Source organism: Streptomyces sp. NBC_00080, from assembly GCF_045041255.1.
GTDB classification, from domain to species: domain Bacteria; phylum Actinomycetota; class Actinomycetes; order Streptomycetales; family Streptomycetaceae; genus Streptomyces; species Streptomyces coriariae.
The window spans coordinates 2,855,138-2,879,382 of the sequence record NZ_CP108235.1; the positions used below are offsets into that span (position 1 = coordinate 2,855,138).

At 70.7% G+C, this 24,245-nt stretch carries 27 protein-coding genes and 1 riboswitch; of the genes, 1 reads left to right on the forward strand and 26 read right to left on the reverse strand.

Annotated features, from left to right (window positions below):
- Positions 1–80: 80 nt before the first annotated feature.
- The 9 genes from OHU34_RS12410 to rpsB all read right to left on the reverse strand — a co-directional run bounded on the left by OHU34_RS12410 (position 81) and on the right by rpsB (position 10,161).
- Positions 81–1,100 (reverse strand): ABC transporter ATP-binding protein, encoded by a 1,020-nt coding sequence (locus tag OHU34_RS12410; protein WP_230194544.1) that lies wholly within the window; start codon positions 1,098–1,100, stop codon positions 81–83.
- Entirely contained in the window at positions 1,101–2,771 is a 1,671-nt protein-coding gene (locus tag OHU34_RS12415; protein ID WP_405766316.1) for an ABC transporter permease, read from the reverse strand. It lies immediately after the preceding gene.
- Positions 2,747–3,835 (reverse strand): thiamine ABC transporter substrate binding subunit, encoded by a 1,089-nt coding sequence (locus OHU34_RS12420; protein ID WP_405766318.1) that lies wholly within the window; start codon positions 3,833–3,835, stop codon positions 2,747–2,749. The genes OHU34_RS12415 and OHU34_RS12420 overlap by 25 nt, the downstream gene beginning before the upstream one ends.
- Positions 3,836–3,926: 91 nt before the next feature.
- A riboswitch (TPP riboswitch) is annotated at positions 3,927–4,032 on the reverse strand.
- 61 nt (positions 4,033–4,093) lie between these two features.
- Complete coding sequence (gene rlmN, locus OHU34_RS12425; RefSeq protein ID WP_054239714.1) at positions 4,094–5,200, reverse strand: 23S rRNA (adenine(2503)-C(2))-methyltransferase RlmN; 1,107 nt, start codon at positions 5,198–5,200, stop codon at positions 4,094–4,096.
- Between the two features lie 161 nt (positions 5,201–5,361).
- Complete coding sequence (locus tag OHU34_RS12430) at positions 5,362–6,543, reverse strand: phosphatidate cytidylyltransferase (RefSeq protein WP_142266385.1); 1,182 nt, start codon at positions 6,541–6,543, stop codon at positions 5,362–5,364.
- A complete protein-coding gene (gene frr / locus OHU34_RS12435) occupies positions 6,543–7,100 on the reverse strand; it encodes a ribosome recycling factor (protein ID WP_020128692.1) in 558 nt (185 codons plus the stop codon). The genes OHU34_RS12430 and frr overlap by 1 nt, the downstream gene beginning before the upstream one ends.
- A gap of 183 nt (positions 7,101–7,283) precedes the next feature.
- The gene (pyrH, locus tag OHU34_RS12440) at positions 7,284–8,042 is read right to left on the reverse strand and encodes a UMP kinase (RefSeq protein ID WP_054239716.1); all 759 of its coding nucleotides are present in this window, start codon (positions 8,040–8,042) and stop codon (positions 7,284–7,286) included.
- Between the two features lie 185 nt (positions 8,043–8,227).
- Complete coding sequence (tsf, locus tag OHU34_RS12445) at positions 8,228–9,064, reverse strand: translation elongation factor Ts (RefSeq protein WP_142266384.1); 837 nt, start codon at positions 9,062–9,064, stop codon at positions 8,228–8,230.
- 146 nt (positions 9,065–9,210) lie between these two features.
- Positions 9,211–10,161, reverse strand: coding sequence for a 30S ribosomal protein S2 (gene rpsB / locus OHU34_RS12450; RefSeq protein ID WP_142266383.1), 951 nt, complete (start codon positions 10,159–10,161; stop codon positions 9,211–9,213).
- A gap of 280 nt (positions 10,162–10,441) precedes the next feature.
- On the opposite strand from rpsB, the gene OHU34_RS12455 reads away from it, so the two are divergent.
- Positions 10,442–11,017, forward strand: a complete 576-nt coding sequence (locus tag OHU34_RS12455) for a M23 family metallopeptidase (RefSeq protein ID WP_142266382.1) — start codon at positions 10,442–10,444, stop codon at positions 11,015–11,017.
- A gap of 1 nt (position 11,018) precedes the next feature.
- Here OHU34_RS12455 and OHU34_RS12460 read toward each other — a convergent pair whose 3' ends face one another.
- The 17 genes from OHU34_RS12460 to OHU34_RS12540 all read right to left on the reverse strand — a co-directional run bounded on the left by OHU34_RS12460 (position 11,019) and on the right by OHU34_RS12540 (position 24,176).
- Entirely contained in the window at positions 11,019–11,576 is a 558-nt protein-coding gene (locus OHU34_RS12460) for a TetR/AcrR family transcriptional regulator (protein WP_405772242.1), read from the reverse strand.
- Between the two features lie 108 nt (positions 11,577–11,684).
- Positions 11,685–12,527, reverse strand: a complete 843-nt coding sequence (whiG, locus tag OHU34_RS12465) for an RNA polymerase sigma factor WhiG (protein ID WP_054239720.1) — start codon at positions 12,525–12,527, stop codon at positions 11,685–11,687.
- A 264-nt stretch (positions 12,528–12,791) separates the two neighbouring features.
- Positions 12,792–13,952 (reverse strand): DNA-processing protein DprA, encoded by a 1,161-nt coding sequence (gene dprA / locus OHU34_RS12470; RefSeq protein WP_142266381.1) that lies wholly within the window; start codon positions 13,950–13,952, stop codon positions 12,792–12,794.
- Positions 13,949–15,574 (reverse strand): YifB family Mg chelatase-like AAA ATPase, encoded by a 1,626-nt coding sequence (locus tag OHU34_RS12475; RefSeq protein ID WP_405766321.1) that lies wholly within the window; start codon positions 15,572–15,574, stop codon positions 13,949–13,951. The genes dprA and OHU34_RS12475 overlap by 4 nt, the downstream gene beginning before the upstream one ends.
- A gap of 1 nt (position 15,575) precedes the next feature.
- Positions 15,576–15,953 (reverse strand): YraN family protein, encoded by a 378-nt coding sequence (locus tag OHU34_RS12480; RefSeq protein WP_200839820.1) that lies wholly within the window; start codon positions 15,951–15,953, stop codon positions 15,576–15,578.
- A 117-nt stretch (positions 15,954–16,070) separates the two neighbouring features.
- Positions 16,071–16,379, reverse strand: a complete 309-nt coding sequence (locus tag OHU34_RS12485; protein ID WP_005311352.1) for a DUF2469 domain-containing protein — start codon at positions 16,377–16,379, stop codon at positions 16,071–16,073.
- A 56-nt stretch (positions 16,380–16,435) separates the two neighbouring features.
- A complete protein-coding gene (locus OHU34_RS12490) occupies positions 16,436–16,972 on the reverse strand; it encodes an NUDIX hydrolase (protein WP_230194548.1) in 537 nt (178 codons plus the stop codon).
- Positions 16,962–17,738 (reverse strand): signal peptidase I, encoded by a 777-nt coding sequence (gene lepB / locus OHU34_RS12495; protein WP_028806664.1) that lies wholly within the window; start codon positions 17,736–17,738, stop codon positions 16,962–16,964. The genes OHU34_RS12490 and lepB (OHU34_RS12495) overlap by 11 nt, the downstream gene beginning before the upstream one ends.
- Before the next feature lie 121 nt (positions 17,739–17,859).
- Positions 17,860–18,843, reverse strand: coding sequence for a signal peptidase I (lepB, locus tag OHU34_RS12500; RefSeq protein ID WP_142266338.1), 984 nt, complete (start codon positions 18,841–18,843; stop codon positions 17,860–17,862).
- Complete coding sequence (gene lepB / locus OHU34_RS12505; RefSeq protein ID WP_142266337.1) at positions 18,731–19,828, reverse strand: signal peptidase I; 1,098 nt, start codon at positions 19,826–19,828, stop codon at positions 18,731–18,733. The genes lepB (OHU34_RS12500) and lepB (OHU34_RS12505) overlap by 113 nt, the downstream gene beginning before the upstream one ends.
- Positions 19,821–20,552 (reverse strand): signal peptidase I, encoded by a 732-nt coding sequence (gene lepB / locus OHU34_RS12510; RefSeq protein ID WP_142266336.1) that lies wholly within the window; start codon positions 20,550–20,552, stop codon positions 19,821–19,823. Before lepB (OHU34_RS12510) ends, lepB (OHU34_RS12505) begins: the two co-directional genes overlap by 8 nt.
- Positions 20,553–20,597: 45 nt before the next feature.
- Positions 20,598–20,948, reverse strand: a complete 351-nt coding sequence (gene rplS / locus OHU34_RS12515) for a 50S ribosomal protein L19 (RefSeq protein WP_020128707.1) — start codon at positions 20,946–20,948, stop codon at positions 20,598–20,600.
- A 137-nt stretch (positions 20,949–21,085) separates the two neighbouring features.
- Positions 21,086–21,919, reverse strand: coding sequence for a tRNA (guanosine(37)-N1)-methyltransferase TrmD (gene trmD, locus OHU34_RS12520; RefSeq protein WP_405766326.1), 834 nt, complete (start codon positions 21,917–21,919; stop codon positions 21,086–21,088).
- A complete protein-coding gene (rimM, locus tag OHU34_RS12525) occupies positions 21,919–22,515 on the reverse strand; it encodes a ribosome maturation factor RimM (protein WP_142266335.1) in 597 nt (198 codons plus the stop codon). The genes trmD and rimM overlap by 1 nt, the downstream gene beginning before the upstream one ends.
- 113 nt (positions 22,516–22,628) lie before the next feature.
- Positions 22,629–22,868: an RNA-binding protein gene (locus OHU34_RS12530; protein WP_003973401.1), complete on the reverse strand. Its 240-nt coding sequence runs from the start codon at positions 22,866–22,868 to the stop codon at positions 22,629–22,631.
- Positions 22,869–22,873: 5 nt separating this feature from the next.
- Positions 22,874–23,293 carry a 30S ribosomal protein S16 gene (gene rpsP, locus OHU34_RS12535; RefSeq protein WP_054239730.1) on the reverse strand — a complete coding sequence of 140 codons (420 nt, stop codon included), beginning with the start codon at positions 23,291–23,293 and terminating at the stop codon, positions 22,874–22,876.
- A 286-nt stretch (positions 23,294–23,579) separates the two neighbouring features.
- Complete coding sequence (locus OHU34_RS12540; RefSeq protein ID WP_028806665.1) at positions 23,580–24,176, reverse strand: hypothetical protein; 597 nt, start codon at positions 24,174–24,176, stop codon at positions 23,580–23,582.
- Positions 24,177–24,245 lie beyond the last annotated feature (69 nt).

The window sequence follows — 24,245 nt, forward strand, 5'->3', positions numbered from 1 at the left end:
CCGCCGGACACACCCGGGTGGCCCGCCCCTGTCTCCGGGGGCGGGCCACCCGCATGTCACACACCCGCGGGGTGGGCCGGTCAGTCCAGTACGACGGTCTCGGTCGCGTCGAAGGACACTCCCACCACGCCCCCGACCTCCGGCGCGTCCCGCAGCGTGCACGCCGCCTCCAGCCTCGGCGCGCCCTCCGGCTGAAGGTGCACGGCGACATGGGTGCCGCGGAAGGTGCGGGCGGTGACCGTGCAGCGCAGTCCCTCGTCCGCGCCCACCAGGCGCACACCGGCGGGCCGGACGAGCAGCGCGCGCGCCCCCTGCGCCGACCCGGGAGGCACCGGCACCTTGCCCCACGGCGTGACCGCGGCCTCCTCCGTGACGGTCGCCTCCACCACGTTGTCGAAGCCGAGGAAACGCGCCACGAACGCGTCCGCCGGCCGCTGCCACACCTCGAGAGGCGTACCGGACTGGGCGATCCGCCCGTCCCGCATCACCACCACCCGGTCGGCGAGCGCGAACGCCTCGCCCTGGTCGTGGGTGACCGCCAGCACGGTCGTCCCCAACCGGCCGAACAGCTCGCGGAGTTCGACGACCAGGCGCTCCCGCAGCGACCGGTCGAGCTGGCCGAGCGGCTCGTCGAGCATCAGCAACCGGGGGCGCGGCGCCAGGGCCCGGGCCAGCGCCACCCGCTGCTGTTCCCCACCGGAGAGCGCGGCCACCGCACGGCCCGCCGCGCCCGGAAGCCCGACCAGTTCGAGCAGCTCCGCCACCCGCTCGGCCTGCCGGATCCTGGGCATGCCGTGCATCCTCAGCCCGAAGGCGACGTTGCCGCCCACGTCCCGCTGCGGAAACAGCTGATGGTCCTGGAACATCAGGCCGAGCTCCCGCCTGTGCGCGGGCACCCCCGCCTGGTCGCGTCCGTCGAGCAGCACCCGTCCGGCGTCCAGCGGTTGGAGCCCGGCCACCGCCCGCAGCAACGTCGACTTGCCGCTGCCGCTCGGTCCCAGCACACACACCACCTCGTGCTCGGCCACCGCGAGATCGACGGCGTCGAGCACGGGCCGTCCACCGAACCGCACGGTGGCGCGCTCCAGTTCCAGCAGCATCTACAACTCCCCCGTCCGGTCGGTCCGCAGTCGCTCCAGCACCAGCAGCGCCACCACGCACACCACCATCAGAATCGTCGAAAGGGCCATCGCCTGGCCGTAGTTCAGCTCGCCGGCCCGCCCGAGCAGCCGCGCCACGGCGACCGGCAGCGTCGGGTTGTCGGGCCGCGCGATGAACACCGTCGCCCCGAACTCCCCCAGCGACACCGCGAAGGCGAACCCGGCCGCGACGAGCAGCGCCCGCCACACCATCGGCAGGTCGACCTCCCGCCACACGCGCCACGGCGACGCCCCGAGCACGGCCGCCGCCTCCCGCAACCGCTGGTCCACGGCCCGCAGCACCGGCAGCATGGTCCGTACGACGAACGGGATGCCGACCAGCGCCTGCGCGAGCGGCACCAGGATCCACGTACCGCGCAGGTCCAGCGGAGGCTCGTCGAGCGCGATCAGGAACCCGAAGCCGACGGTCACCGCGGAGACGCCCAGCGGCAGCATCAGCAGCGCGTCGAAGCCGCGGACCAGCCGTCCGGCGTCCCGTCGGGTGAGCGCGGCCGCGGCGAGCCCGCCGATGGCCACCGCGATCGCGGTCGCGGTGACGGCGTACTGCAGCGAGTTGCCGATCGCGTCGATCGGCGGGACCAGGAAGACGTTGCCGTCGTCGCTGGTCAACGCCCGGTAGTAGGCGAAGTCGGGCGCGTCGAGCGAGCGCTGCGCCAGCACCGCCAGCGGCAGCACCAGCAGCACGGCGATCGTGCCGAGCACTCCGGCGAGCAGCGCCCACTGCCCGGCGCCGCGCGGGCTCCGCGCCGTCACCGACGCGTCCACCAGCCGCAGCGCGCTCTCGCGCCTGCGTACGGTCCGGGCGTGCACCGCGAGGATCGCGCCGACGGCCAGGAACTGGACGATCGTCAGGACGGCGGCCGTGGACAGGTCGAAGATCTCGGAGGTCTGCCGGTAGATCTCCACCTCGAGGGTGGAGAACGTGGGGCCGCCGAGGATCTGCACGACGCCGAAGGAGGTGAAGGTGAAGAGGAAGACCATCAGCGCGGCGGCCGCGACGGCGGGCCCCAGGGCGGGCAGGGTGACCGTGCGCCACGCCGTCAGGCGGGACGCACCGAGCATCCGCGCCGCCTCCTCCTGCCGCGGGTCGAGCTGCGACCACAGCCCGCCCACCGTCCGTACGACGACCGCGTAGTTGAAGAAGACGTGCGCCAGCAGGATCGCCCACACCGTGGTGTCCAGCCGTACGCCCCACAGGTCGTCGAGCAGCCCACCGCGCCCGACGAGCGCCAGGAACGCCGTGCCGACGACGACCGTCGGCAGCACGAACGGGACGGTGACTACGGCGCGCAGCACCTGCTTGCCCGGGAACGCCAGGCGGGCGAAGACATACGCGGCGGGCAGCGCGACCAGGAACGTCAGCGCGGTGGAGGCCAGCGCCTGCCAGGTGGTGAACCACAGGACGTGCCGGATGTCGGACTGCGCGAGCACGTCCCACAGCCGCCCGAAGCGCCAGCCCCCGTCGGAGCCGAGCCCCCGGGCGACGATCGCGGCGACCGGGTAGGCGAAGAAGACCGCGAAGAACGCGACGGGCACGGCCATGAGTCCGAGCCGCGCCGCGTTCCCCGTGCGGGCCGCGCGCCCGGTCACTTCAGTACGAGCGAGGTCCATGACTTGACCCAGTCGTCACGGTTGTCGGCGATCTTCGCCGGGTCCAGCGTCTCGGGGTCCTTGGCCTGCGGGCCGTACTTCGTGAACTCCGCCGGGACCGCGGCCCCCTCCCGCACCGGGTAGACGAACATGTTGAGCGGCATGTCCTGCTGGAACTCCTTGGTGAGCAGGAAGTCCAGGAGCGCCTTGCCGCCCTCGGGGTTGGCCGCGTTGCTCAGCAGACCCGCGTACTCGACCTGGCGAAAGCAGGTGCCGGTGGAGACGCCGGTCGGGGCGGTGGTCGGCTTGGGATCGCCGTAGATCACCTCGGCGGGCGGCGAGGAGGCGTACGAGACGACGAGCGGCCGGTCGGCCCCCGCCTTCTTTCCGCCCGCGGAGCCGGAGAACTCCTCGTTGTAGGCCTGCTCCCAGCCGTCGACCACCTTCACGCCGTTGGCCTTCAGCTTCTTCCAGTAGTCCGCCCAGCCTTCGTCGCCGTACTCGGCGGCCGTGCCCAGCAGGAAGCCGAGGCCCGGCGAGGAGGTGGCGGCGTTCTCGGTGACCAGCAGGTTCTTGTACGCGGGCTTCAGGAGGTCGTCGAAGGAGGCGGGCGGGGTCAGCTTGTGCGCGCTGAAGTACGCCTTGTCGTAGTTGACGCAGATGTCACCGGTGTCGACGGGCGTGACCCGGTGCTTCTTCTGATCGGCCCGGTACGCGGGCAGGACCTGGTCCGCGCCCTTCGCCTCGTACGACTGGAACAGCCCGTTGTCGAGGGCGCGCGACAGGAGTGTGTTGTCGACGCCGAAGAAGACGTCGCCCTGCGGGTTGTCCTTGGTGAGGATGGCCTTGTTGACGGCCTGACCTGCGTCGCCGTCCTTGAGGACCTTCACCTGGTAGCCGGAACTCTTCTCGAAGTCCGCGAGCACGTTCTTGGAGACGGCCCACGAGTCGTGGCTGACGAGGGTGACGGTCTTGGACTGCGCCGCCGAACCGTCGTCGTCCGACGATCCGCAGGCGGACAGCGTGACGAGGCCGAGGCCGAGGCCGAGGCCGACGGCCGCGGCCACGAACGTCCTGGTGTGCACTGGATTTCCTCCTGGGGTTGACCAGGAAGAGACGCGGCCCTGCCCGGGCACCCGCGGAAGGTTCCACAGGCGCCCGGGCAGGGCGCAACAGCTTGAGTGATGACCGAACTTCCTACCCAGAATGACCTGGGCAAGGTTCAGAGGGTCTGCGGACTCTCCCGCACTCTCAGCGCTGTGGCGCTCCCCTGTCGGAATATGAAGATGTACTGATACGAACGTACTGATACCCGATACGTCGTACCTGATACCGGGGTCAGACTACCGCTCGGTGGCCGCGAGCTGACCGCACGCCCCGTCGATCTCCTGGCCACGGGTGTCCCGCACCGTGACCGGCACTCCGTGCGCGGCGATCGCCTCGACGAACGCCTTCTCGTCCTCGGGCCGGGACGCCGTCCACTTCGAGCCCGGAGTCGGGTTGAGCGGGATGAGGTTGACGTGCACGGGCTTGCCGCGCAGCAGCCTTCCCAGCCGGTCACCACGCCAGGCCTGGTCGTTGATGTCGCGGATCAGCGCGTACTCGATGGACAGCCGGCGCCCGGACCGCTCGGTGTACTCGAATCCGGCGTCCAGCACCTCGCGCACCTTCCACCGTGTGTTCACGGGGACGAGGGTGTCGCGCAGCTCGTCGTCCGGCGCGTGCAGGGAGATCGCGAGCCGGCACTTGAAGCCCTCGTCGGAGAACCGGTGGATGGCCGGCACCAGCCCGACCGTCGACACGGTGATGCCCCGCTGCGAGATCCCGAGCCCGTCCGGAGCCGGGTCGGTGAGCGCGCGGATGGCGCCGACGACCCGCTTGTAGTTGGCGAGAGGCTCGCCCATCCCCATGAAGACGATGTTGGACAGCCGCGCGGGACCCCCCGGGACATCCCCGTCCCGCAGCGCCCGCATCCCGTCGACGATCTGGTGCACGATCTCGGCGGTGGACAGATTGCGGTCGAGGCCCGCCTGTCCGGTCGCGCAGAACGGGCAGTTCATCCCGCACCCGGCCTGCGAGCTGATGCACATCGTCACCCGGTCCGGGTAGCGCATCAGCACCGACTCCACGAGCGTGCCGTCGAACAGCCGCCACAGGGTCTTGCGGGTGGTCCCCTGGTCCGTCGACAGATGCCGCACGACCGACATCAGGTCCGGCAGCAGCGCCTCACGCAGCTTCTCGCGAGCACCGGCGGGGATGTCGGTCCACTCCGCCGGGTCGTGCGCGTAACGCGCGAAGTAGTGCTGCGACAGCTGCTTGGCACGGAACGGCTTCTCCCCGATCTCCGCCACGACCTCCTTCCGCTCGGCGGGCGAGAGGTCGGCGAGATGCCGCGGCGGCTTCTTGGCTCCGCGGGGGGCGACGAAAGTGAGTTCTCCGGGTGCAGGCATAACCCCTCCAGTGTCTCAGATCGAATGCGTGGCCCCGGCTGCGAGCCGTGCGGCGTGATCGTCGGCGGCCGGGCGCGGAGAACTGCCAGGTCATACGGCGACGGGCCCCCTCCCCGAAGCACAGGGAGAGGGCCCGTACGAGCCGGTCGGGCGATGTGGGTTCAGCCGGAACCCACGAACAGGACGAGCAGCAGCCACACCACGGGCGCCGTGGGCAGCAGCGAGTCCAGGCGGTCCATGATGCCCCCGTGACCCGGGAGCAGCGTGCCCATGTCCTTGATGCCCAGGTCCCGCTTGATCATCGACTCGCCGAGGTCGCCGAGCGTGGCGCTGGCCGCGACGGCGAGGCCGAGCAGCAGACCCTGCCACCAGGTGCCGTCGTCGATCACGAACTGCATCAGCAGCGCGCCGGCGACCATCGCGAACGACACCGCGCCGAGCAGGCCCTCGCGGGTCTTGCCCGGGCTGATGCGCGGAGCGAGCTTGGTCTTGCCGAAGCGCCAGCCGACGGCGTACGCGCCCGTGTCGCTGACGACCGTCAGGACCAGGAACGTCATGACGCGGAACGCTCCGTCGTCGGCGGTGAGCATCAGGGCGACGAACGTGGCCAGGAACGGGACGTAGAAGGCCGCGAAGACGCCGGCCGTGACGTCCTTCAGGTAGCCCTCGGGCGGTTCCGTCATCCGCCAGACCAGCACCGCGAGCGCGGTGAGGGCCATGGCGACCCAGGCACCCTCGGGACCCCGGACGTATCCGGCGACGACCATCGCCGCACCGCCGACCGCGAGCGGCACGAGCGGCGCCTTGATGCCCTTGCGCTCCTGCAGCCTGCTGGTCAGCTCCCACAGGCCGACGACGACGGCGACCGCTATCACGCCGATGAACACGGCCTTGACGACGAACAGCGACGCGATGATCACCACACCGAGCCCGACCCCGACCCCTATGGCCGCGCCCAGGTCTCGGCCCGCACTCTTCTTCTGGGGTGCGGGCGCCGGGTGAGAGGCGTCGGGCATGGGCTCCGGATTCTGCGGCACCGCCGCGTGGGGCTGTGCCGACGGTGTGTCGTGGCCGTGAGCGGCGTCGCCGTACGGCTGGTTGCCGTACGGCCGGTCCGGGAACAAGGGGCCGCCCGGCCGAGCGGCCCCCCGGTCGTCATCCTGGTTTCCGCCGCGCGCGGGTACGTCGGGGACGATGGGCATGGGGCGAGTCTGCTGCGCCTCAGGCGCATCGTACGCGGGACCCGCCGGGGCGGCCCCCTGGACAAGCCCCTGGTCGACGGGCCCCCAGTACCCGGCCCGCGACCCGGCGTGTGGCGGTGAGCCCCAGGAAGAGTCGTTCATCAGACCTCGAGCAGCTCCGCTTCCTTGTGCTTCAGGAGCTCGTCCACCTGGGCGACGTACTTCGCGGTGGTGTCGTCGAGCTCCTTCTCCGCACGGCGGCCCTCGTCCTCGCCGACCTCTCCGTCCTTGATCAGCTTGTCGATCGCGTCCTTGGCCTTGCGGCGGACCGCGCGGATGGACACCTTGGCGTCCTCACCCTTGCCCTTGGCGACCTTGATGTAGTCGCGGCGGCGCTCCTCGGTCAGCTCGGGGAACACCACTCGGATGATGTTGCCGTCGTTGCTCGGGTTGACGCCCAGGTCGGAGTCGCGGATCGCCTGCTCGATGTTGCGCAGCGCGGTCTTGTCGAACGGGGTCACGACCGCCATGCGCGGCTCCGGCACGGAGAACGAAGCCAGCTGGTTGATCGGCGTCGGTGCGCCGTAGTAGTCGGCAACGATCTTGTTGAACATCGCCGGGTGCGCACGGCCGGTGCGGATCGCGGCGAAGTCCTCCTTGGCGACCACGACGGCCTTCTCCATCTTCTCCTCGGCCTCGAGGAGGGTCTCTTCGATCACCACTTGCTCCTGCGTGTCTTGAGTAGGCCCGGCTGCGGTTCCTTGCGGAGGCGGCGGCCGGCTGCGTCGCGTCTTCTTCCTGCACGGTTCCCGACCGGCAGGACATTGTCCATCCCCCGGCCAGGGTCCGTCCCCCGGTCAGGTGTTGTCGTACGGAACCGGGGTTCTACGGGGTTCCACCGGTCAGGACCGGCTGCCTTGCTCACCCACAAGCGTGCCGATCTTCTCACCCTTGACGGCGCGAGCGATATTGCCCTCGGTCAGAAGCTCGAAGACGAGGATCGGGAGCTTGTTGTCGCGGCACAGCGTGATCGCGGTCATGTCGGCGACCTTCAGGTCGCGGGTGATGACCTCGCCGTAGCCGAGGGCGTCGAACTTGACGGCCGCCGGGTTGGTCTTCGGGTCGGAGTCGTAGACGCCGTCCACGCCGTTCTTGCCCATCAGCAGCGCCTCGGCGTCGATCTCCAGGGCGCGCTGGGCGGCGGTGGTGTCGGTGGAGAAGTACGGCATGCCCATACCGGCACCGAAGATGACCACGCGGCCCTTCTCCAGGTGCCGCACGGCGCGCAGCGGGATGTACGGCTCGGCGACCTGGCCCATGGTGATGGCGGTCTGGACGCGGCTGTCGATGCCCTCCTTCTCCAGGAAGTCCTGGAGGGCGAGGCAGTTCATGACCGTGCCGAGCATGCCCATGTAGTCCGAGCGGGCACGGTCCATGCCGCGCTGCTGGAGCTCGGCGCCGCGGAAGAAGTTGCCGCCGCCGATCACGACCGCGATCTCGGCACCGTCACGGACGACGGCGGCGATCTCACGGGCGATCTTGTGCACCACGTCGGGGTCCACGCCCAGGCCCCCGCCACCGGAGAATGCCTCCCCGGACAGCTTCAGCATGAACCGGCCGCGTAGTTTGCCGTCGTCGCTCTTCTGGGCCTTGGTGGTCATGGGAGATCCCGCCTCTTTCACGTGGTGCACATGCGAAGAAGGCCATTGCCGGTGGGGTGTTCCAACCCGTGCGCGGCAATGGCCTCCTCGTCAGATCTGCTGTCGTCCGTCACGCACACGCGTGACGGCGTACCGGACGACTGCGTCCGACCCTATCGGGCCGGAGCGTCGATCGCGGCACGGACTCAGATGCCGACCTTGATGCGCGTGAAGCGCTTCAGGGTGACACCGGCCTCGTCCAGGACCTTCTGGACGGACTTCTTGTTGTCCAGCGCGTACGGCTGGCCGAGCAGCGTGGCGTCCTTGAAGAAGCCGTTGAGGCGACCCTCGACGATCTTCGGCAGGGCGGCCTCGGGCTTGCCCTCGGCGCGGGTGGTCTCCTCGGCGACGCGGCGCTCGGACTCGACGACCTCGGCCGGCACGTCCTCCTTGGAGAGGTACTTCGGCGCGAAGGCGGCGATGTGCTGGGCGATGCCCTTGGCGACGTCGGCGTTCGGCTTGTCCAGCTCGACGAGGACACCGATCTGCGGCGGCAGGTCGGGCATCGTGCGGTGCATGTACGCGGCCACGAAGCCGTCGGCGAACTGCGCGAAGCGGTCCAGCACGATCTTCTCGCCGAGGTTGGCGTTGGCCTCGTCCACGAACGCCTGGACGGTCTTGCCGGCCTCGATCTCGGACGTGAGCAGCGCCTCGAGGTCGGCCGGGGAGGTCTTGGCGACGTGCTCGGCGATCGCGTTGGCGACGGCCTGGAACTTGTCACCCTTGGCGACGAAGTCCGTCTCGCACTTCAGCTCGACGAGGACGCCGGAGGAGTTGTCGTCAGCGATGATCGAGACCACGGCGCCGTTCTCGGCGGAGCGGCCCTCACGCTTGGCGACGCCCTTCTGGCCCTTGATCCGGAGCGCCTCGACGGCCTTGTCGACGCTGCCCTCGGCCTCGTCCAGCGCCTTCTTGCAGTCCATCATGCCGGCGCCGGTGAGCTCACGGAGCTTCTTGACGTCAGCGGCGGTGTAGTTCGCCATGATCTGTGAATCTCTCTCGGAGTTCGAAGTCTCGAAGATCTGGGGGCTGTGGGTGAACGGCGGGCGGTGCGCTCGGCACCCCCCGCCGTCACTTCATCCCTGGGGCCGTACGGACGACCTGGCGCCCGTACGGCCTACGGCCTGACTCAGGCCTGCTCGCCCTCGGCGGCCGGAGCGGCCTCGGCGGCGGGGGCCTCGGCGGCCTCGGCTGCGGGAGCCTCGGCCTCAGCGGCGGGAGCCTCGGCGGCCGGGGCCTCAGCCTCGGCAGCGGCCTCGGCCGGCTTCTCGGCAGCAGCCTCGTCCGTGGTCTCGGCGTCGGCCTTCTTCTCGCCCTCGAGGAGGTCGCGCTCCCACGCGGCCAGCGGCTCGCCGGCGGCCTTGTCGCCCTTGTCGCCGGTGGCGACGCCGGAACGGGAGATGAGGCCCTCGGCGACGGCGTCGGCGATCACGCGGGTGAGCAGGGTGACGGAGCGGATCGCGTCGTCGTTGCCCGGGATCTTGTAGTCGACCTCGTCGGGGTCACAGTTGGTGTCGAGGATGGCGACGACCGGGATGTTGAGCTTCCGGGCCTCGCCGACCGCGATGTGCTCCTTCTTGGTGTCCACGATCCAGACGGCGCTGGGCACCTTGGACATCTCGCGGATACCACCGAGGGTCTTCTCGAGCTTGGCCTTCTCACGCGAGAGGACCAGGAGCTCCTTCTTCGTCAGACCCGAGGCGGCGACGTCCTCGAAGTCGATGAGCTCGAGCTCCTTGAGGCGCTGAAGGCGCTTGTAGACGGTCGAGAAGTTGGTGAGCATGCCGCCCAGCCAGCGCTGGTTGACGTAAGGCATGCCGACGCGGGTGGCCTGCTCCGCGATGGCCTCCTGCGCCTGCTTCTTCGTACCGACGAACATGACCGTGCCGCCGTGGGCGACGGTCTCCTTGACGAACTCGTAGGCGCGGTCGATGTACGACAGCGACTGGAGCAGGTCGATGATGTAGATGCCGTTGCGCTCGGTGAAGATGAAGCGCTTCATCTTCGGGTTCCAGCGACGGGTCTGGTGACCGAAGTGGACGCCGCTTTCCAGCAGCTCCCGCATCGTGACGACGGCCATGGCCGTTCTCCTTGGGTTTCTCGGTTGTACCGCGGGGACCGGACGGCTCCCGCGCCTGACGCCCGCGATGCGCCGAGCCACGAAGGACCGAGGGGCGCAGATACCGGAGAACCGACCGTGGCCGGCCCCCGATACCGGGGCGTGCGAAGTCGACCCGGTGACCCGGATCGCCAGAAGAAGTGTACGGGACCGGCGGGGCACCGGGTGACGCCGCTGTCCACAACCGGCGGGTGGTCCACAGGTCCCGGCAGCGGTCACGGGAACACGCGACGGTGGCGTCATGCACGCACAGCGATTCACGGCCCTGCTGCCGGTCCTGTCGATGATGACGCTGGCCACGGTGGCGTGGGCGGGCCCGCGGGTCGCACCGGGAGCCCGGGCGTTCCCCGCGCCGCCCGTCCCGGCGATCGCCCGGGTCTGGCCGGTGGGGACCCGTCCGGCGGTGCTGCGGGGATGGGAGCCACCGGCCGGCCCGTACGCCCGCGGCCACCGAGGCGTCGACCTCGCGGCACCTCCGGACGCCCCGGTGAGGGCGGTGGCGGCCGGCCGCGTGTCGTTCGCGGGGCGGGTGGCCGGCCGGGGCGTCGTCTCGGTGGAACTGTCGGCGACGGGCCGGCCGCCCCTGCGGACCACCTACGAGCCGGTGCGGGCCTCCGTGCACAAGGGTGACGAGGTGGCCCCGGGCCAGGTCGTCGGCACGGTGGAGCCGACAGGCTCGCATTGCGTGCGAACGTGTGTGCACTGGGGGCTGCTGAGCGGCAGGACGTATCTGGACCCGCTGTCGCTGCTGCCCCCGTGGCTGCGGCGGAGCGGCCCGTCTCGGCTGCTGCCGGTGCTCGGCGTCCCCCTGCCGTGACTCAGCCCCGGACGCCCCGCAGCACCATGGCCACCGCGGCGTCCGTGATCGCCGAGGGGTCCTCCGCGGCCCCGAGCTCGATCCGCCGCACCGCGGCGTCCACCACACCCTGCAACAGCATCGCCGCCAGCCGGGGCTCCGCGTGCCCCAGTTCCGCCAGCGCCGCCCCGATCATCGCCACGAGCCCGCCGTGCGAAGCCCGGATCTTCTCCCGGGCCCCCGCGTCCAGCTCGCTCGCCGAGATCGCCACGACGGCCCGGTGCCGCCGGTCACCCACCAGGGCGAGCTGCCGGCGCACATACGCCTCGACCTTGGCCTCGGCCCCGTCGGCCGCGGCCATCGCCGCCTCGACCTCCGCCGCCCACACGGGGAAGTCGACCTCGCACAGCTCCTCGACCACGGCGGCCCGCGACCGGAAGTACTCGTACACGGAGGAGCGCGCGAGTCCCGTGCGCTCGGCGAGGGCCGGGAAGGTCAGCGCCTCCGTCCCGCCCTCGGACAGCAGGGAGCGTGCCGCGTCCAGCAGGGCGGCACGCTGCATCGACCGGTGCTCGGCCACGGAGGCCGCTCGAATCCTTGGCACGTCGACCACTCTACGGACGCTCCACCCCCGACGGGAGTGACTGCGCCCGCACTCACGTCGTCCGGCCGGGCCGGCCCGGCCGGTTCAGCGGCCGAAGCTCGCCAGTTTCGCGCGCAACTGCAGGACCGACTTGGTGTGGATCTGGCTGACCCTGCTCTCGGTCACACCCAGCACGTTCCCGATCTCGGCGAGCGTCAGGCCCTCGTAGTAGTAGAGCGTGACGACCGTCTTCTCCCGGTCGGGCAGCGTGTTGATCGCCCGTGCGAGGAACCGCCTGAGCTCCCGGTCCTCGGCCACCTCCACGGGGTTGTCCGCTGCGGTGTCCTCCAGCGTGTCCATGAAGCTGAGGCCGTCCCCGTCCTCACCCCCGACGTGCAGCAGCTCCTCCAGCGCGACCACGTTGGCGAGCGACAACTGACTGAACACCGCGTGCAGTTCGTCCACCGCGATGCCCAGCTCGGCGGCCACCTCGCACTCCGAGGGAGTCCGCCGCAGCCGGGCCTCCAGCGTCGCGTAGGCCCGCTCGACGTTGCGCGCCTTCTGCCGCACCGACCGCGGGATCCAGTCCAGCGCCCGGAGCTCGTCGATCATCGCGCCCCGGATCCGGGTGATCGCGTAGGTCTCGAACTTGATCTCCCGTTCGATGTCGAACTTCTCGATCGCGTCGATCAGTCCGAAGACCCCGGAGGAGACGAAGTCGGCCTGCTCCACATTGGGCGGCAGGCCGACGCTCACCCGGCCCGCCACGTACTTCACCAGCGGTGAGTAGTGCAGGATCAGCTGCTCCCGCAGCCGTTCGTCCCCCGTCGCCTTGTACGACCGCCACAGCTCGTCGAGTGTCGAGGGAGCGGGCGGCCGCACGCTGCCACCGTCACGGGCGGCTGGGGTGATCGCCGCCCGGTCGGACCCGGAGGTGTGCTGGGGCATTCGTCGCCTTGTGCCGTTCTGCCGTGAAGTGCGTGAGGTGGGTACCGCGTGGTGCAGAGGTGCCGGTCTGTGCCGGAATCCTCGTGAGCGTAGCGTGACTGAAGTGTCGCGGTGCGCGAAGAGAGGGCCCCGACCGGTACGCAGATACGTTCCGCTGGACGCACTCCAGGGTCACGGCGGTCACGGCGGCCGACCCCGGCGGTGGGTCAACTGCCGGAATCCCCAAGGCTTTCGGCGTTCCCCCGGACGGCCGAACAGCCCGGGTCAACACGGACGCCGACCCCCTCGAACGGACACCACCGCCTGGCGTGTCAACTTCCAGCCGTCGCCGTGTCGTTCGACGTAGCCGAGTGCTCTGAGTTCGTACAGTCTCGCGATCGCGTCGTCCGGTGTGGTCCGGGCCTCGCGGGCGACCTCGCCGACCGCCGCCGGTCTGCGGGCGGGCAGCGCCGCCAGGACCCGCCGGGCAGCCGGCTCCAGCAGATCGCGCGGCAGCGCGGGGCCGCGCCGGTCGGGAGCCAGCTCGCCCATGTCACCGACCAGTTCGACGACCTCCGCGGCGTCGGTGACCAGCACGGCCTCTCCCCGCAGCAGTTCGTGCACACCGGCGGAGAGTCCACTCGTGGCCGGCCCCGGTACCCCCATCGTGTGCCGGCCCAGCCGCTGGGCCGCCCGAGCGGTGACCAGCGAGCCGCTGCGGTAGGCGGCCTCGACGACGACCGTGCCCCGGGTGAGCGCGGCGATCACCCGGTTGCGCAGGATGAACCTGCTCGGGGTCGGATGATCGCCGGGCGGCAACTCGCCGATCACCAAGCCCTGTTCGGCGATCCTGCTGATCAATGCCGTGTGGCCGCGCGGGTAGGGCTGGTCGACCCCGCAGGCGAGAACGGCGACGGTGGCGCCGCCCGCGCCGAGGGCGCCCCGGTGGGCGGCGCCGTCCACTCCGTACGCGCCCCCCGACACCACCACCCACCCCTGTTCGGCGAGGCCGGCGGAGAGGGTGGCCGCCATGTGGGCGCCGTACTCGGTGCACGCGCGGGCACCGACGACGGCGACCGACCGCAGCGCCCACATCCGCAGACTGGGCCGCCCCCGCACCCAGAGCCCCAGGGGCCGGGCGTCCCCGAGCTCGTCCAGCGTTCCCGGCCACTCGGCGTCTCCCGGACACACGAACCGCACTCCGGCCTCCCGCGCGAGGGCCAGATCCCGCTCCGGCTCCGCCTGCCCGGCCCGCGCCCGCAAGCCGGCCCAGCGCCGCGCGGTCACCCCGGGCAACGGCTCCCCGTCGTCCCGCAGCCGACGCACCACCTCCGGCACGCCCCGCTCCCGCACCCACTGCCCGCCCACCTCGTCGCCGGGCTCGAGGACCCGGCCGAGGAAGACCCGGGCGAGCCGGTCCCCCGCCCGTTCGCCGCCGCCGTTCACGTCAGGGCCCCGAGGGCCATCGGCACACCGCGCGGCACCCCCGTGCGCAGCTGGAGGGCCAGGTTCACGTCCATCGTGCCGGGCCGGTCGTGTCCGACCAGGTCGGCGACGGTCCAGGCGACGCGCAGGACCCGGTCGAGCCCCCGGGCGGTCAGCACCCCTCGCTCCAGGCTGCGCTCCGCCTCGTCCATGGCACCGATCCCGGCATGCCAGCGGTTGCGCAGCTCCCGCCCCGGCACCTCGCTGTTGGTCCGCCACGGAGTGCCCGCCAGCCGGGCCGCCGCGCGCTCCCTGGCGGCCCTGACCCGGTCGGCGACGATCGCCGTGGACTCGCCCCCCGGACCGCGGTGCGCGAGCTCGGCCCGGCCGACCGGGTCGACCTCGACCCGCAGGTCCACCCGGTCGAGCAGCGGGCCGGAGAGCCGTGCCTGGTAGCGGCGGATCGCGGACGGCGGGCACTCGCACAGGGTGTCCCGCTGCGAGAACCGGCCGCACGGGCAGGGGTTCGCCGCGAGCACCATCAGGAACCGTGCCGGGAACCGCACCACTCCCGCGCTGCGCGCGATCACCACGTGCCCGGCCTCCAGGGGCTGCCGCAGGGCGTCGAGGGCGTGACTGCCGAACTCGGGGGTCTCGTCGAGGAAGAGCACCCCACGATGGGCCAGCGAGACGGCGCCGGGTCGGGCGAACCCGGCCCCGCCCCCGACCAGCGACTGCATCGTGGCCGAGTGGTGCGGGGCGCAGTACGGGGCCACGTCGATGAGGGGCTTGCCCGGCGGCAGCAGCCCGGCCACCGAGTGGACCGCGGTGACCTCCAGCGACTCCTGCCGGCCCAGCCGGGGCAGTACGGCCGGCAGGCGCTCCGCGAGCATGGTCTTGCCGGTCCCGGGCGGTCCTTCCAGGAAGAGGTGGTGTCCGCCGGCCGCGGCCACCTCCACCGCTGTCCGCGCCGAGCTCTGCCCGACCACGTCCGCGAGGTCGTGCTCCTGGTCCAGATGCGCGGCGCCCATGCTGTGCATCCCCGTGGCCGCTCCCGTGCCGGGCATCCGCAGGCCGGCCAGGAGCGGATCCGGGCGGCCCTCCTCGTCCGGTTCCTCGTCGGGGACCGGCTCGTCGGCGAGGATCGCGATCAGCTGCCGCAGGCTGCGCACCCCGAGCACGGACACACCGGGGACCAGTGCCGCCTCGGCGGCGGCGCACTCCGGCACGACCACCTGTTCGTATCCGGCGTCGGCCGCGGCCAGCACGGCGGGCAGGATGCCCCGGACCGGGCGCACCCGTCCGTCCAGGCCGAGCTCTCCGATCATGACGATGTCGGCGAGCACTCGCGGGTCGATCCGTTCGGCCGCGCCGAGCACGGCGCTGGCGATGGCCAGATCGAAGCCGCTGCCGCCCTTGGGCACCGATGCCGGGCTGAGTCCGACGGTGAGCTTCTTCTGCGGCCATTCGCCGCCCGAGTTCACCACCGCCGCCCGTACCCGGTCCCGGCTCTCGGTCAGGCTCTTGTCCGGCAGCCCCACCAGCGTGAACGCCGCCACTCCCGGTTCGAGGTCGGCCTGCACCTCGACGACGACCCCTTCGACGCCCACGAGCGCCACCGAGCACGTACGCGCGAAGCCCATCTCAGGCCACCCCCCGCGCGTGCTCGACGACGGCCGCTCCGCGGCGGGGCAGGACGACGCCGACCAGGTCGATGCGGACGCCGCCCGGCGGGGCTCCCCCGTGTGCCTGGATCCACCGCTCGGCCAGGCCGCGCAGGCGCTCGGCCTTCTCCGGTGTCACCGACGCCATCGGGTGCTGGAATCCGCCGCCGCTGCGGGTCTTCACCTCGCAGACGACCAGGACTTCACCGTCCCTCGCGACGATGTCGATCTCACCGGTCCTGCCGCAGCGCCAGTTGCGCTCCAGGACCGCCATCCCGGCCTCGACCAGCCGTCGTGCGGCCAGTTCCTCGCCGTACCTGCCGAGTGCGCCTCGGGCCAGATCCGTGTGCGTGTTCATGTGGGCACCACCTCCGGCACCCACGTTCACGCATCCGCCGCCATGAAAAAGATCTTGGTGGACAACTCGGGGACTGTGGAAAACCCCGTCACCCGCACGAGCGCTCCGGCACGGGACTCAGCTCCCGGGAAGCTCCAGATCGCTCTTGTTGAGCTCCTCGATGTTCACGTCCTTGAACGTGAGCACCCGCACCTGTTTCACGAACCGGGCCGGGCGGTACATGTCCCACACCCAGGCGTCCGCCATCGACACCTCGAAGAACACCTCGCCCTGGACCGAGTGCACCTGCATCTCGTAATCGTTCGTGAGGTAGAACCGCCGCTCGGTCTCGATCACGTATTTGAACAGACCGACGACATCGCGGTACTCCCGGTAGAGCTTCAGCTCCATCTCGGTCTCGTACTTCTCGAGGTCCTCGGCGCTCATGGCATGTTCCCCTTCAGCCGTGCGATCTCCTCATTGTGCGCCAGTCCCGTGCGCCTCTAGACGATTTCCGTGTCCAGGGTTACGGGTCCGGCCGGAGGACCTTCGTCGAGCAGCCTGCGCAGCAGCTCGGCGAGTCTGGTCGGATACACCGTCTCATGTGTCCGCGTCAGTTCCTCACAGGTCCACCAACGCGCTCCGGCGACGCTGCGCCGCTCCAGCTCGGTCAGGGCTGTGGCACGGGTCGCCGTCACCGTCGTACGGGCCAGGTAGTACCACTCGTCCTGGTCCCAGCGGCGGCCCGCGAACGGGAAGGAACACATCCGCCGCCACAGCACCGGGCCGAGTTCGACCTCGGTGATGCCGGTCTCCTCGACGAGTTCCCGCAGAGCCGCCTCCTCACGGGTCTCGTCGCCCTCCACACCGCCGCCCGGGGTGAACCACCAGTTCTCGGCCGGGTCGTCCGGCTCATGGCCGTGCAGCAGCAGGATGCGGTCCCGCGGGTCGAGGAGGACGACCCGGGCCACCTTGCGCAGCCCGCCCTCGTACGAGTCGACGCCCGCGCCCGTCGGCTCGTCCGTGGTCTCAGCGGGCACCGGCCGCCTCCGGCCGGGCACGGCGGCCGGAGGTGCGCTTGGCGATCGGGCCGTACGCCGCCCCACCGAGGACCAGCACACCACCGGCGACGATCAGCCAGCCGATCGTGCCCAGCGGGCCCGGCTGGGAGAGGGCGCCGAGCGTCTTGAACCCCGTGGGGCGCTCCAGCATGCCGTTCATGGGCCAGACCACGGCGTCGACCCGGGCCGCGACGGCGCTGCGCGCGACCGTGCCCTGGGCCGCGTCCGTGAGGTGGGCGGTGGAGTCCAGGGAACCCTCGCGCTCGTCGCCGAGCAGGAAGAGCCGGCCCTCCGGGACCTTCACGGTCGGGATGTTCTTGTTCTCGGCGAGGCTGCCGGCGGGCAGATACGGTTCCTCGATCTCCTTGCCGTTGACGGTCAGCTTGCCTTCGGTGCAGCAGGAGACCGTGTCGCCGCCGACCGCGACGACCCGTTTGACCACGGGCGCGTTGCTCGCCCAGGTCTTGTCGGTGAAGACGACGACGTCCCCGCGGCGCACCTCGTCGCCGTCGACGCGCTCGGCCAGCACCCGGTCGCCGGCGGCGATCGTCGGGCTCATGGAACTGGTGGGCACGGTGTACGGCCGGTAGAGCAGGGCTCCCCACCCGAAGCCGCCGAGGAACAGCACGAGGCCCAGTGCGACGGCCAGTCCGGACAGACGCTGTCCGGTCCGGCTGCCCACCGGGCCACTGTTGGTGCCTCCGCCGCTGTGCGGGGCCGTACGCGTAGTGCTCTCGCCACCCATGGATCCGCACCCTACCCGGCGGTACCGAACCGGGTCAGCCCTTCTTCCCCGGACTTCCCGAGCCTTGGTCACAAGCTTGGGAAAGGGTTTGCCGAGTGGCGGCGGCGCGGAAGCCGGAAGGTCAGCGGACCGCCGAGTCCTCCGTGCGCCGACGGCGCCACAGGACGACGGGGACGACGCCGACGAGGGCGAGGCCCTGCGGGGCGACCGTCAGGGCCGCGGATCCGGCGGACTGGGTGTTCAGGCCGTCCTGGTCGAAGGTGTCCGGCACCGGCAGCGTGCCCCAGCGGGTGAGCGGCCAGGCCTTGACGACGGCACGGCCGACGACCTGGTCGACGGGCACCATGCCGTGGTTCTTGTCCGACTGGTTGTAGCGCGAGTCGCGCGAGTTCTGACGGTGGTCGCCCATGACCCAGATGAAGCCCTTGGGGACCTTCACGGTGAACTGGCCGCCCTGGTCGTCCTGGCTGCACGGGGTGTTGCCGGGGTACACGTACGCCGCTTCGTTCAGCGCCTTGCCGTTGACCGTGAGCGGGCCGGTGCCCTTGCACGAGATGGTGTCGCCGCCGACCCCGATGACCCGCTTGATCAGGTCCTTCTCCTCGGCGGACGGCATCAGGCCGATCCAGCTGAGGACGGTCTGGAAGGCGTTCGGATCGACGGTGGCCTCGCCCGCCAGCCAGTTGTCGGGGTCGTGGAAGACGACGACCTCGCCGCGCTCCGGCTCGGAACCGAACCACGGGGTCAGCTTGTCGACGAGGACCCGGTCACCCTCCTTGAGGGTGTTCTCCATCGAGGCGGACGGGATGGAGAACGCCTGCACGAGGAACGTCTTGATCAGCAGCGCGAGGACGAGCGCGATGCCGATCAGGATCGGCAGCTCCTTCCAGAAGGAGCGGGGCTTCTTCGGCTTCGGGGCCGGACCGCCGGACCCTTCGCCACCGGTCCGGGGCGGCTCGTCCGCCGGCGGGCCGTCGCCGCCCGCCGCCGGGTCACTCCCGGAGGTCACGGCGCTGTCGGAAGCCGGGTCGGCGGCTTCCACCGGATGACCGCGGTGCTCCTCGCCGTCGTGCCCGGACCGTGCGCCAACCGCCACATCCCCCACGCCAACTCCTCACTCTGTGCCGCTGCCTGCCCCACGTACGACGCAGGCCCACCACTCCCATAACGAGCGGGAGTTCCGCAGGGCTCGGGAGTTGTCGAATCGATCCGTTCGGATCGCCGGGGGCAACCCTATGCGACAGCTGGGCGGACGCGGTCGCCGTGGCGGCCGAGCCGGTGACGGAGGTGAAAGTTTGCGGTTCCTTGAGACGGACCCAGTGGCCCAGCGGCCAGGCGATGACCATGGCCCGCCCCACCACCTCGTCCTCCGAGACGGTGCCGCCGTAGTCGGTGTTCTGGTGGGCCCGGGAGTCGGCGGAGTTGGCCCGGTGGTCGCCCATCACCCACAGCCGCCCCTGGGGGACGGTGATGTCGAACGACGTGCTGGAGGGGTCGTTGCCGGGATACAGATACGCCCCCTCCTCCAGAGGCACGCCGTTGACGGTGACCCGCCCCTGTGTGTCACAGCACACGACGCGGTCGCCGCCCACCCCGACGACCCGCTTGATGAGGTCCTTCTCGTCGTCGGACGGCAGCAGACCGATGAAGGTGAGCCCTTCCTTGATCTGCTTGACGACGACCGGGTCCTCCTTCTTGGTGGTGGTCTGCTCGTCGTCGAGCCAGCCGCCGGGGTCCTTGAAGACGACGACGTCCCCGCGCTCGGGCCTGGAGCCGAACCACGGGGTGAACTTGTCGACCAGGACACGGTCGCCGATCCGGATCGTCTGCTCCATGGAGCCGGACGGGATCACGAAGGCCTGCACCAGGAAGGTCTTCAGTACCAGGGCTATCAGGACGGCCACACCGACCAGCAGCGGTACCTCCCGGACGGCCGAGCGCCTGCGCTTGCGCTTGACCTTGCGCTGGAGCTTGCGCCGTTCCGCGCGCGTGCGACCGCTGCCGGAGCTGGAGGTGCGCCGGGCGCCGGTGGGCAGCAGGTTCTCCGCGGCGCTGGTCGGGATGCCGCGCGGCCTTCCACGGTTACCCATGGGCGCCCTCCGCGCCGGGCACGCGCGCGTAGGCGCTCGGGCGGGGCAGGCGGGTGAGGTGCGCGTAGGGCCAGAGGATCCAGTCGGCGCGGCCGATCACACGGCCGACGGGGATCATGCCGCCGCCCGGTGAACCGAGGTGGTCCCGGGAGTCGCTGGAGTGGCTGCGGTGGTCACCGAGGACGAACAGGGTGCCCTCGGGCACGACCACGTCGAAGTCCACCGTGGACGCGTCGTCGCCGGGATACAGGAACGTCGACTCGTCGACCGACCGGCCGTTCACCTTGATCCTCCCCTCCTTGTCGCAGCAGACCACGTGATCTCCCCCTACACCCACGACGCGCTTGATGTAGTCGAAGTTCCCGAAGTACCCGGTGCCGTCGAACACGACGACATCGCCGCGCCGCGGCTCGGCACCGAAACGGTACGCCAACTTATTTACGAGAACGCGGTCGCCGATCCTCAATCCGTTTTCCATGGATCCGCTGGGAATCTGGAACGGTTGCGCCACGAAAGCGTTGAGGACCAGCAAAAACAGCAGGCAGATCAGCAGGGTGAGACTGATCCGGCCGCCCGGGAGCCACTCCGTGATCCGCCCCGCCAACGCGAAACGCGACCGTCCCTCCGGTCCTTCCGTCTCCGGGGTCTCCTGGGAGACGTCCGCGGGAACGGAAGGGCGGGAGGAGCGGTCGCGCTCCGTCGTCGGCTGAGCTTCGGTGTCCATCGGGGCCAGATGCTATCCGGCCGCTCTATGAACCCCTGAAGGCACTCAGTTGTCGCGCTTCTCCTTGATCTTCGCGGCCTTGCCGCGCAGCTCGCGCAGGTAGTAGAGCTTGGCGCGACGCACGTCACCGCGGGTGACGAGCTCGATCTTCTCGACGATCGGGGTGTGCACCGGGAAGGTGCGCTCGACGCCGACGGAGAAGGAGACCTTGCGGACCGTGAAGGTCTCGCGGACACCGGCGCCCTGGCGGCGGATGACTACGCCCTTGAACTGCTGGACACGGGAGCGGTTGCCCTCGATGACGCGGACGTGGACGTTGACGGTGTCACCCGGGCGGAAGGCCGGGACGTCGCTGCGCAGCGACGCGGCGTCGACAGAGTCGAGCAGGTGAGACATTTCGTCTGCTTTCTTCGCTGATGCCACAGGTCATCAACGGAACTAGATGTTCGAAGATTGAGTGCCGTGTGCCCGTCGAGGCGGGCGTCGTGTCCCCCTGCGGCAGGGGCGCACACCGGACGGCGCACAACAGCGACCTATTGTTCCACGCCGTCGGTCCTGCGCCAAAATCGACCGTACGGCGCACCCTCCGGGTCGGGCGTCCAGCCCAGGATGGAGAGCATCTCGCGGTCCTTCTTGTCGAAGGTCTTGGGCTCGCAGCGCTCGATCAGGTCGGGCCGGTTGGCCGTCGTGCGCCGCAGGGCCTCGTCCCGGCGCCAGCGGGCGATCTTGCCGTGGTGGCCGCTGAGCAGCACCTCGGGGATCTCCCTGCCGCGCCAGGCGGGCGGCTTGGTGTAGACGGGGCCCTCCAGCAGGTTGGCCATGGCGCCGGGGGCGAAGGAGTCGTCGCGGTGGGACTCGGCGTTGCCGAGCACGCCGGGCAGGAGGCGTGCCACGGCCTCGGTGACGACCAGGACGGCGGCCTCCCCGCCGGCCAGGACGTAGTCGCCGATGGAGACCTCGTAGACGGGGATCCGGGTGGCGTACTCGTCGATGACCCGCCGGTCGATGCCCTCGTAGCGGGCCGGGGTGAAGATCAGCCAGGGGCGCTCGGAGAGATCGACCGCGAGTTCCTGGGTGAAGGGCCGGCCGCTGGGGGTCGGGACGACGATCGCGGGCGCGTGCGAGCCCCGCTCGTAGCCGTCGGCCAGGACGGTGTCGAGCGCGTCGCCCCAGGGGTCGGTCTTCATGACCATGCCGGGTCCACCGCCGTAGGGGGTGTCGTCGACCGTGTTGTGCCGGTCGTACGTCCACTCCCGCAGGTCGTGCACCTGAACGTCCAGCCGGCCACGCGCGCGTGCCTTGCCGACCAGGGAGACGTTCAGCGGGTCGAGGTACTCGGGGAAGATCGTGAGAACGTCGAGGCGCATTACGGCCGGTCCCCGTCCGTGTCCGCGTCCCCGTCCGTGCCCTCGTCGTCGGCCTCGGCGGCGTCCCGCGCGGACGCGATCTCGGCCTGGTCGTCGATCAGACCGGGCGGCGGGTCGATGACGGCCCGCTGCTCCTCGAGGTCGATCTCGGTGACGATCGCCTCGACGAAGGGGATCATCACCTCGCTGCCGTCGGGCCGCTCGACGATGAAGAGGTCCTGGGAGGGCAGATGCGAGATCTCGGTGATCCGGCCGACCTCGACGCCTTCCTTGGTGACCACGTCCAGGTCCATCAGCTGGTGGTCGTAGTACTCGTCCTCCTCCTCGGGCAGCTCCGCGGGATCGATCTCGGCGATCAGGAGGGTGTTGCGCAGGGCTTCGGCGGCGGTGCGGTCCCGCACCCCTTCGAAGCGCAGGAGGAGACGACCGCTGTGGACGCGGCCGGTCTCGATGGTCAGCGGGCCGGTCGAGGCCGGGTCCGTGGCCAGGACGGCGCCGGGCGCGAGCCGCTGCTCCGGCTCGTCGGTGCGTACCTCGACGGTGACCTCGCCCTTGATGCCGTGGGCGCGGCCGATCCGCGCGACTACGAGCTGCACTTCTGAAGATCTCCTGTCGTACCTGTCGTACCTGTCATCACGACTGCCGTAACGACCACGGGCCGGGGAGGGCCAGTGGCCCTCCCCGGCCCGAGCCGGTGCTGCGAAACGCGTCAGCGGACGTGATCCACGTCGACGAGGTCGACGCGGACGCCACGGCCGCCGATGGCGCCCACGACGGTGCGCAGAGCGCGTGCGGTGCGACCGTTGCGGCCGATCACCTTGCCGAGGTCGTCGGGGTGGACCCTGACCTCGAGCACCCGCCCGCGGCGCAGGTTGCGCGAGGCGACCTGCACATCGTCGGGGTTGTCGACGATGCCCTTCACGAGGTGCTCAAGCGCCTCTTCGAGCATGCTGCTCAGGCCTCGGTCGACTCGGACTCGGCGGCAGCCTCGTCCTTCTTCTCAGCCTTCTTCTTCTGGGTGATGGCCTCACCCTTGCCCGAGTCGTCGCCACCGAGGGCCTCGAACACGGGGCGAGCCTTCTTCGGCTCGGCGACGAGCAGCGGCGCCGGGGCGGGCTCGCCCTTGAACTTCTGCCAGTCGCCGGTCTTCTTCAGAATGGCGAGCACCGGCTCGGTCGGCTGCGCGCCGACACCCAGCCAGTACGCCACGCGGTCGGCGTCGACCTCGATGATCGACGGGTGGTACGTCGGCTGGTACTTGCCGATCTCCTCGATCGCACGACCGTCACGACGGGTGCGGGAGTCGGCGACGACGATGCGGTAGTGAGGCGCGCGGATCTTGCCCAGACGCTTCAGCTTGATCTTGACTGCCACGGAAGTGGTGTCTCCTGGTCTTGACGTGGTTGGGCACGGCGAGATGGCCGCGTGGGGTTGCGGTACCCGAGTGCCCGATGGACGCGTCAGCCGGAGGAGAGAGGGGTCCTGTGCGACTGTCGAGTACAGCTAGTCATTGTGCCACACCACGCGGGCCCGTTCCGGCCGCGGGTGGTTTCCGGGCATGCGGCAGCAACGCCCGGCGCTTGCGGGGCGCCGCCTCGGACGGCCCCCCGCATCACGCTGAACCGGCAGCCACGAGATGCCGGTGCATGACGGCAGGCGCCTAGGCCGCGCCCGCGATCTCCGGGATCCGGAACGGCTTGCCGCAGCCCCCGCACACGATCGGCGCCTGGGCCAGGACCGACGGTACGACCCGCACGTTGCGGCCGCAGTCGCACACGGCCTTGACCCGGACGCCGCCGCCGGAGGAGCCGTGCCGGGCCGCCGGGCCGCGGAAGCTGCGGGTCGTGTCGGAGGAGGTGGCCGCCAGATGGGCCTTGAGGGCCCGCTGGAGGCGCTCGATCGTCGGGCGGTAGCGCCGCTTGGCCTCGGGGTTGAGCGTGACCAGGGAGAAGCCGCTGCTGGGGTGGGGCTCCTCGGGGTGGTCCAGCCCCAGCTCCTCGGCGATCGCGAGGAATCTGCGGTTGTGGTAGCGGCCGGCGCGGGAGGTGTCGCGCACGCCGCGGGCGGCGGCGATGCCATGGACTGCCTCGTGAAGCAGTCGCTCGAAGGAGAGCTCGTGACCGCAGGCGGACGACGACTCCCCGATCAGGGACTCTGGCGCGGCAAGATCCGGCAGTTCGGGGTGGTACCGCTGAATGTCGGCCCACGCCTCTGCCAGCTCTGCGGCGAGAACAGGTGGTGTCTGTGTCGTGCTCACGTAATGACAACGAGCGGGGGTGCCCCTGTGTTCCTATTCCGGGCCATCCCAAATAATTTGCACGTACCC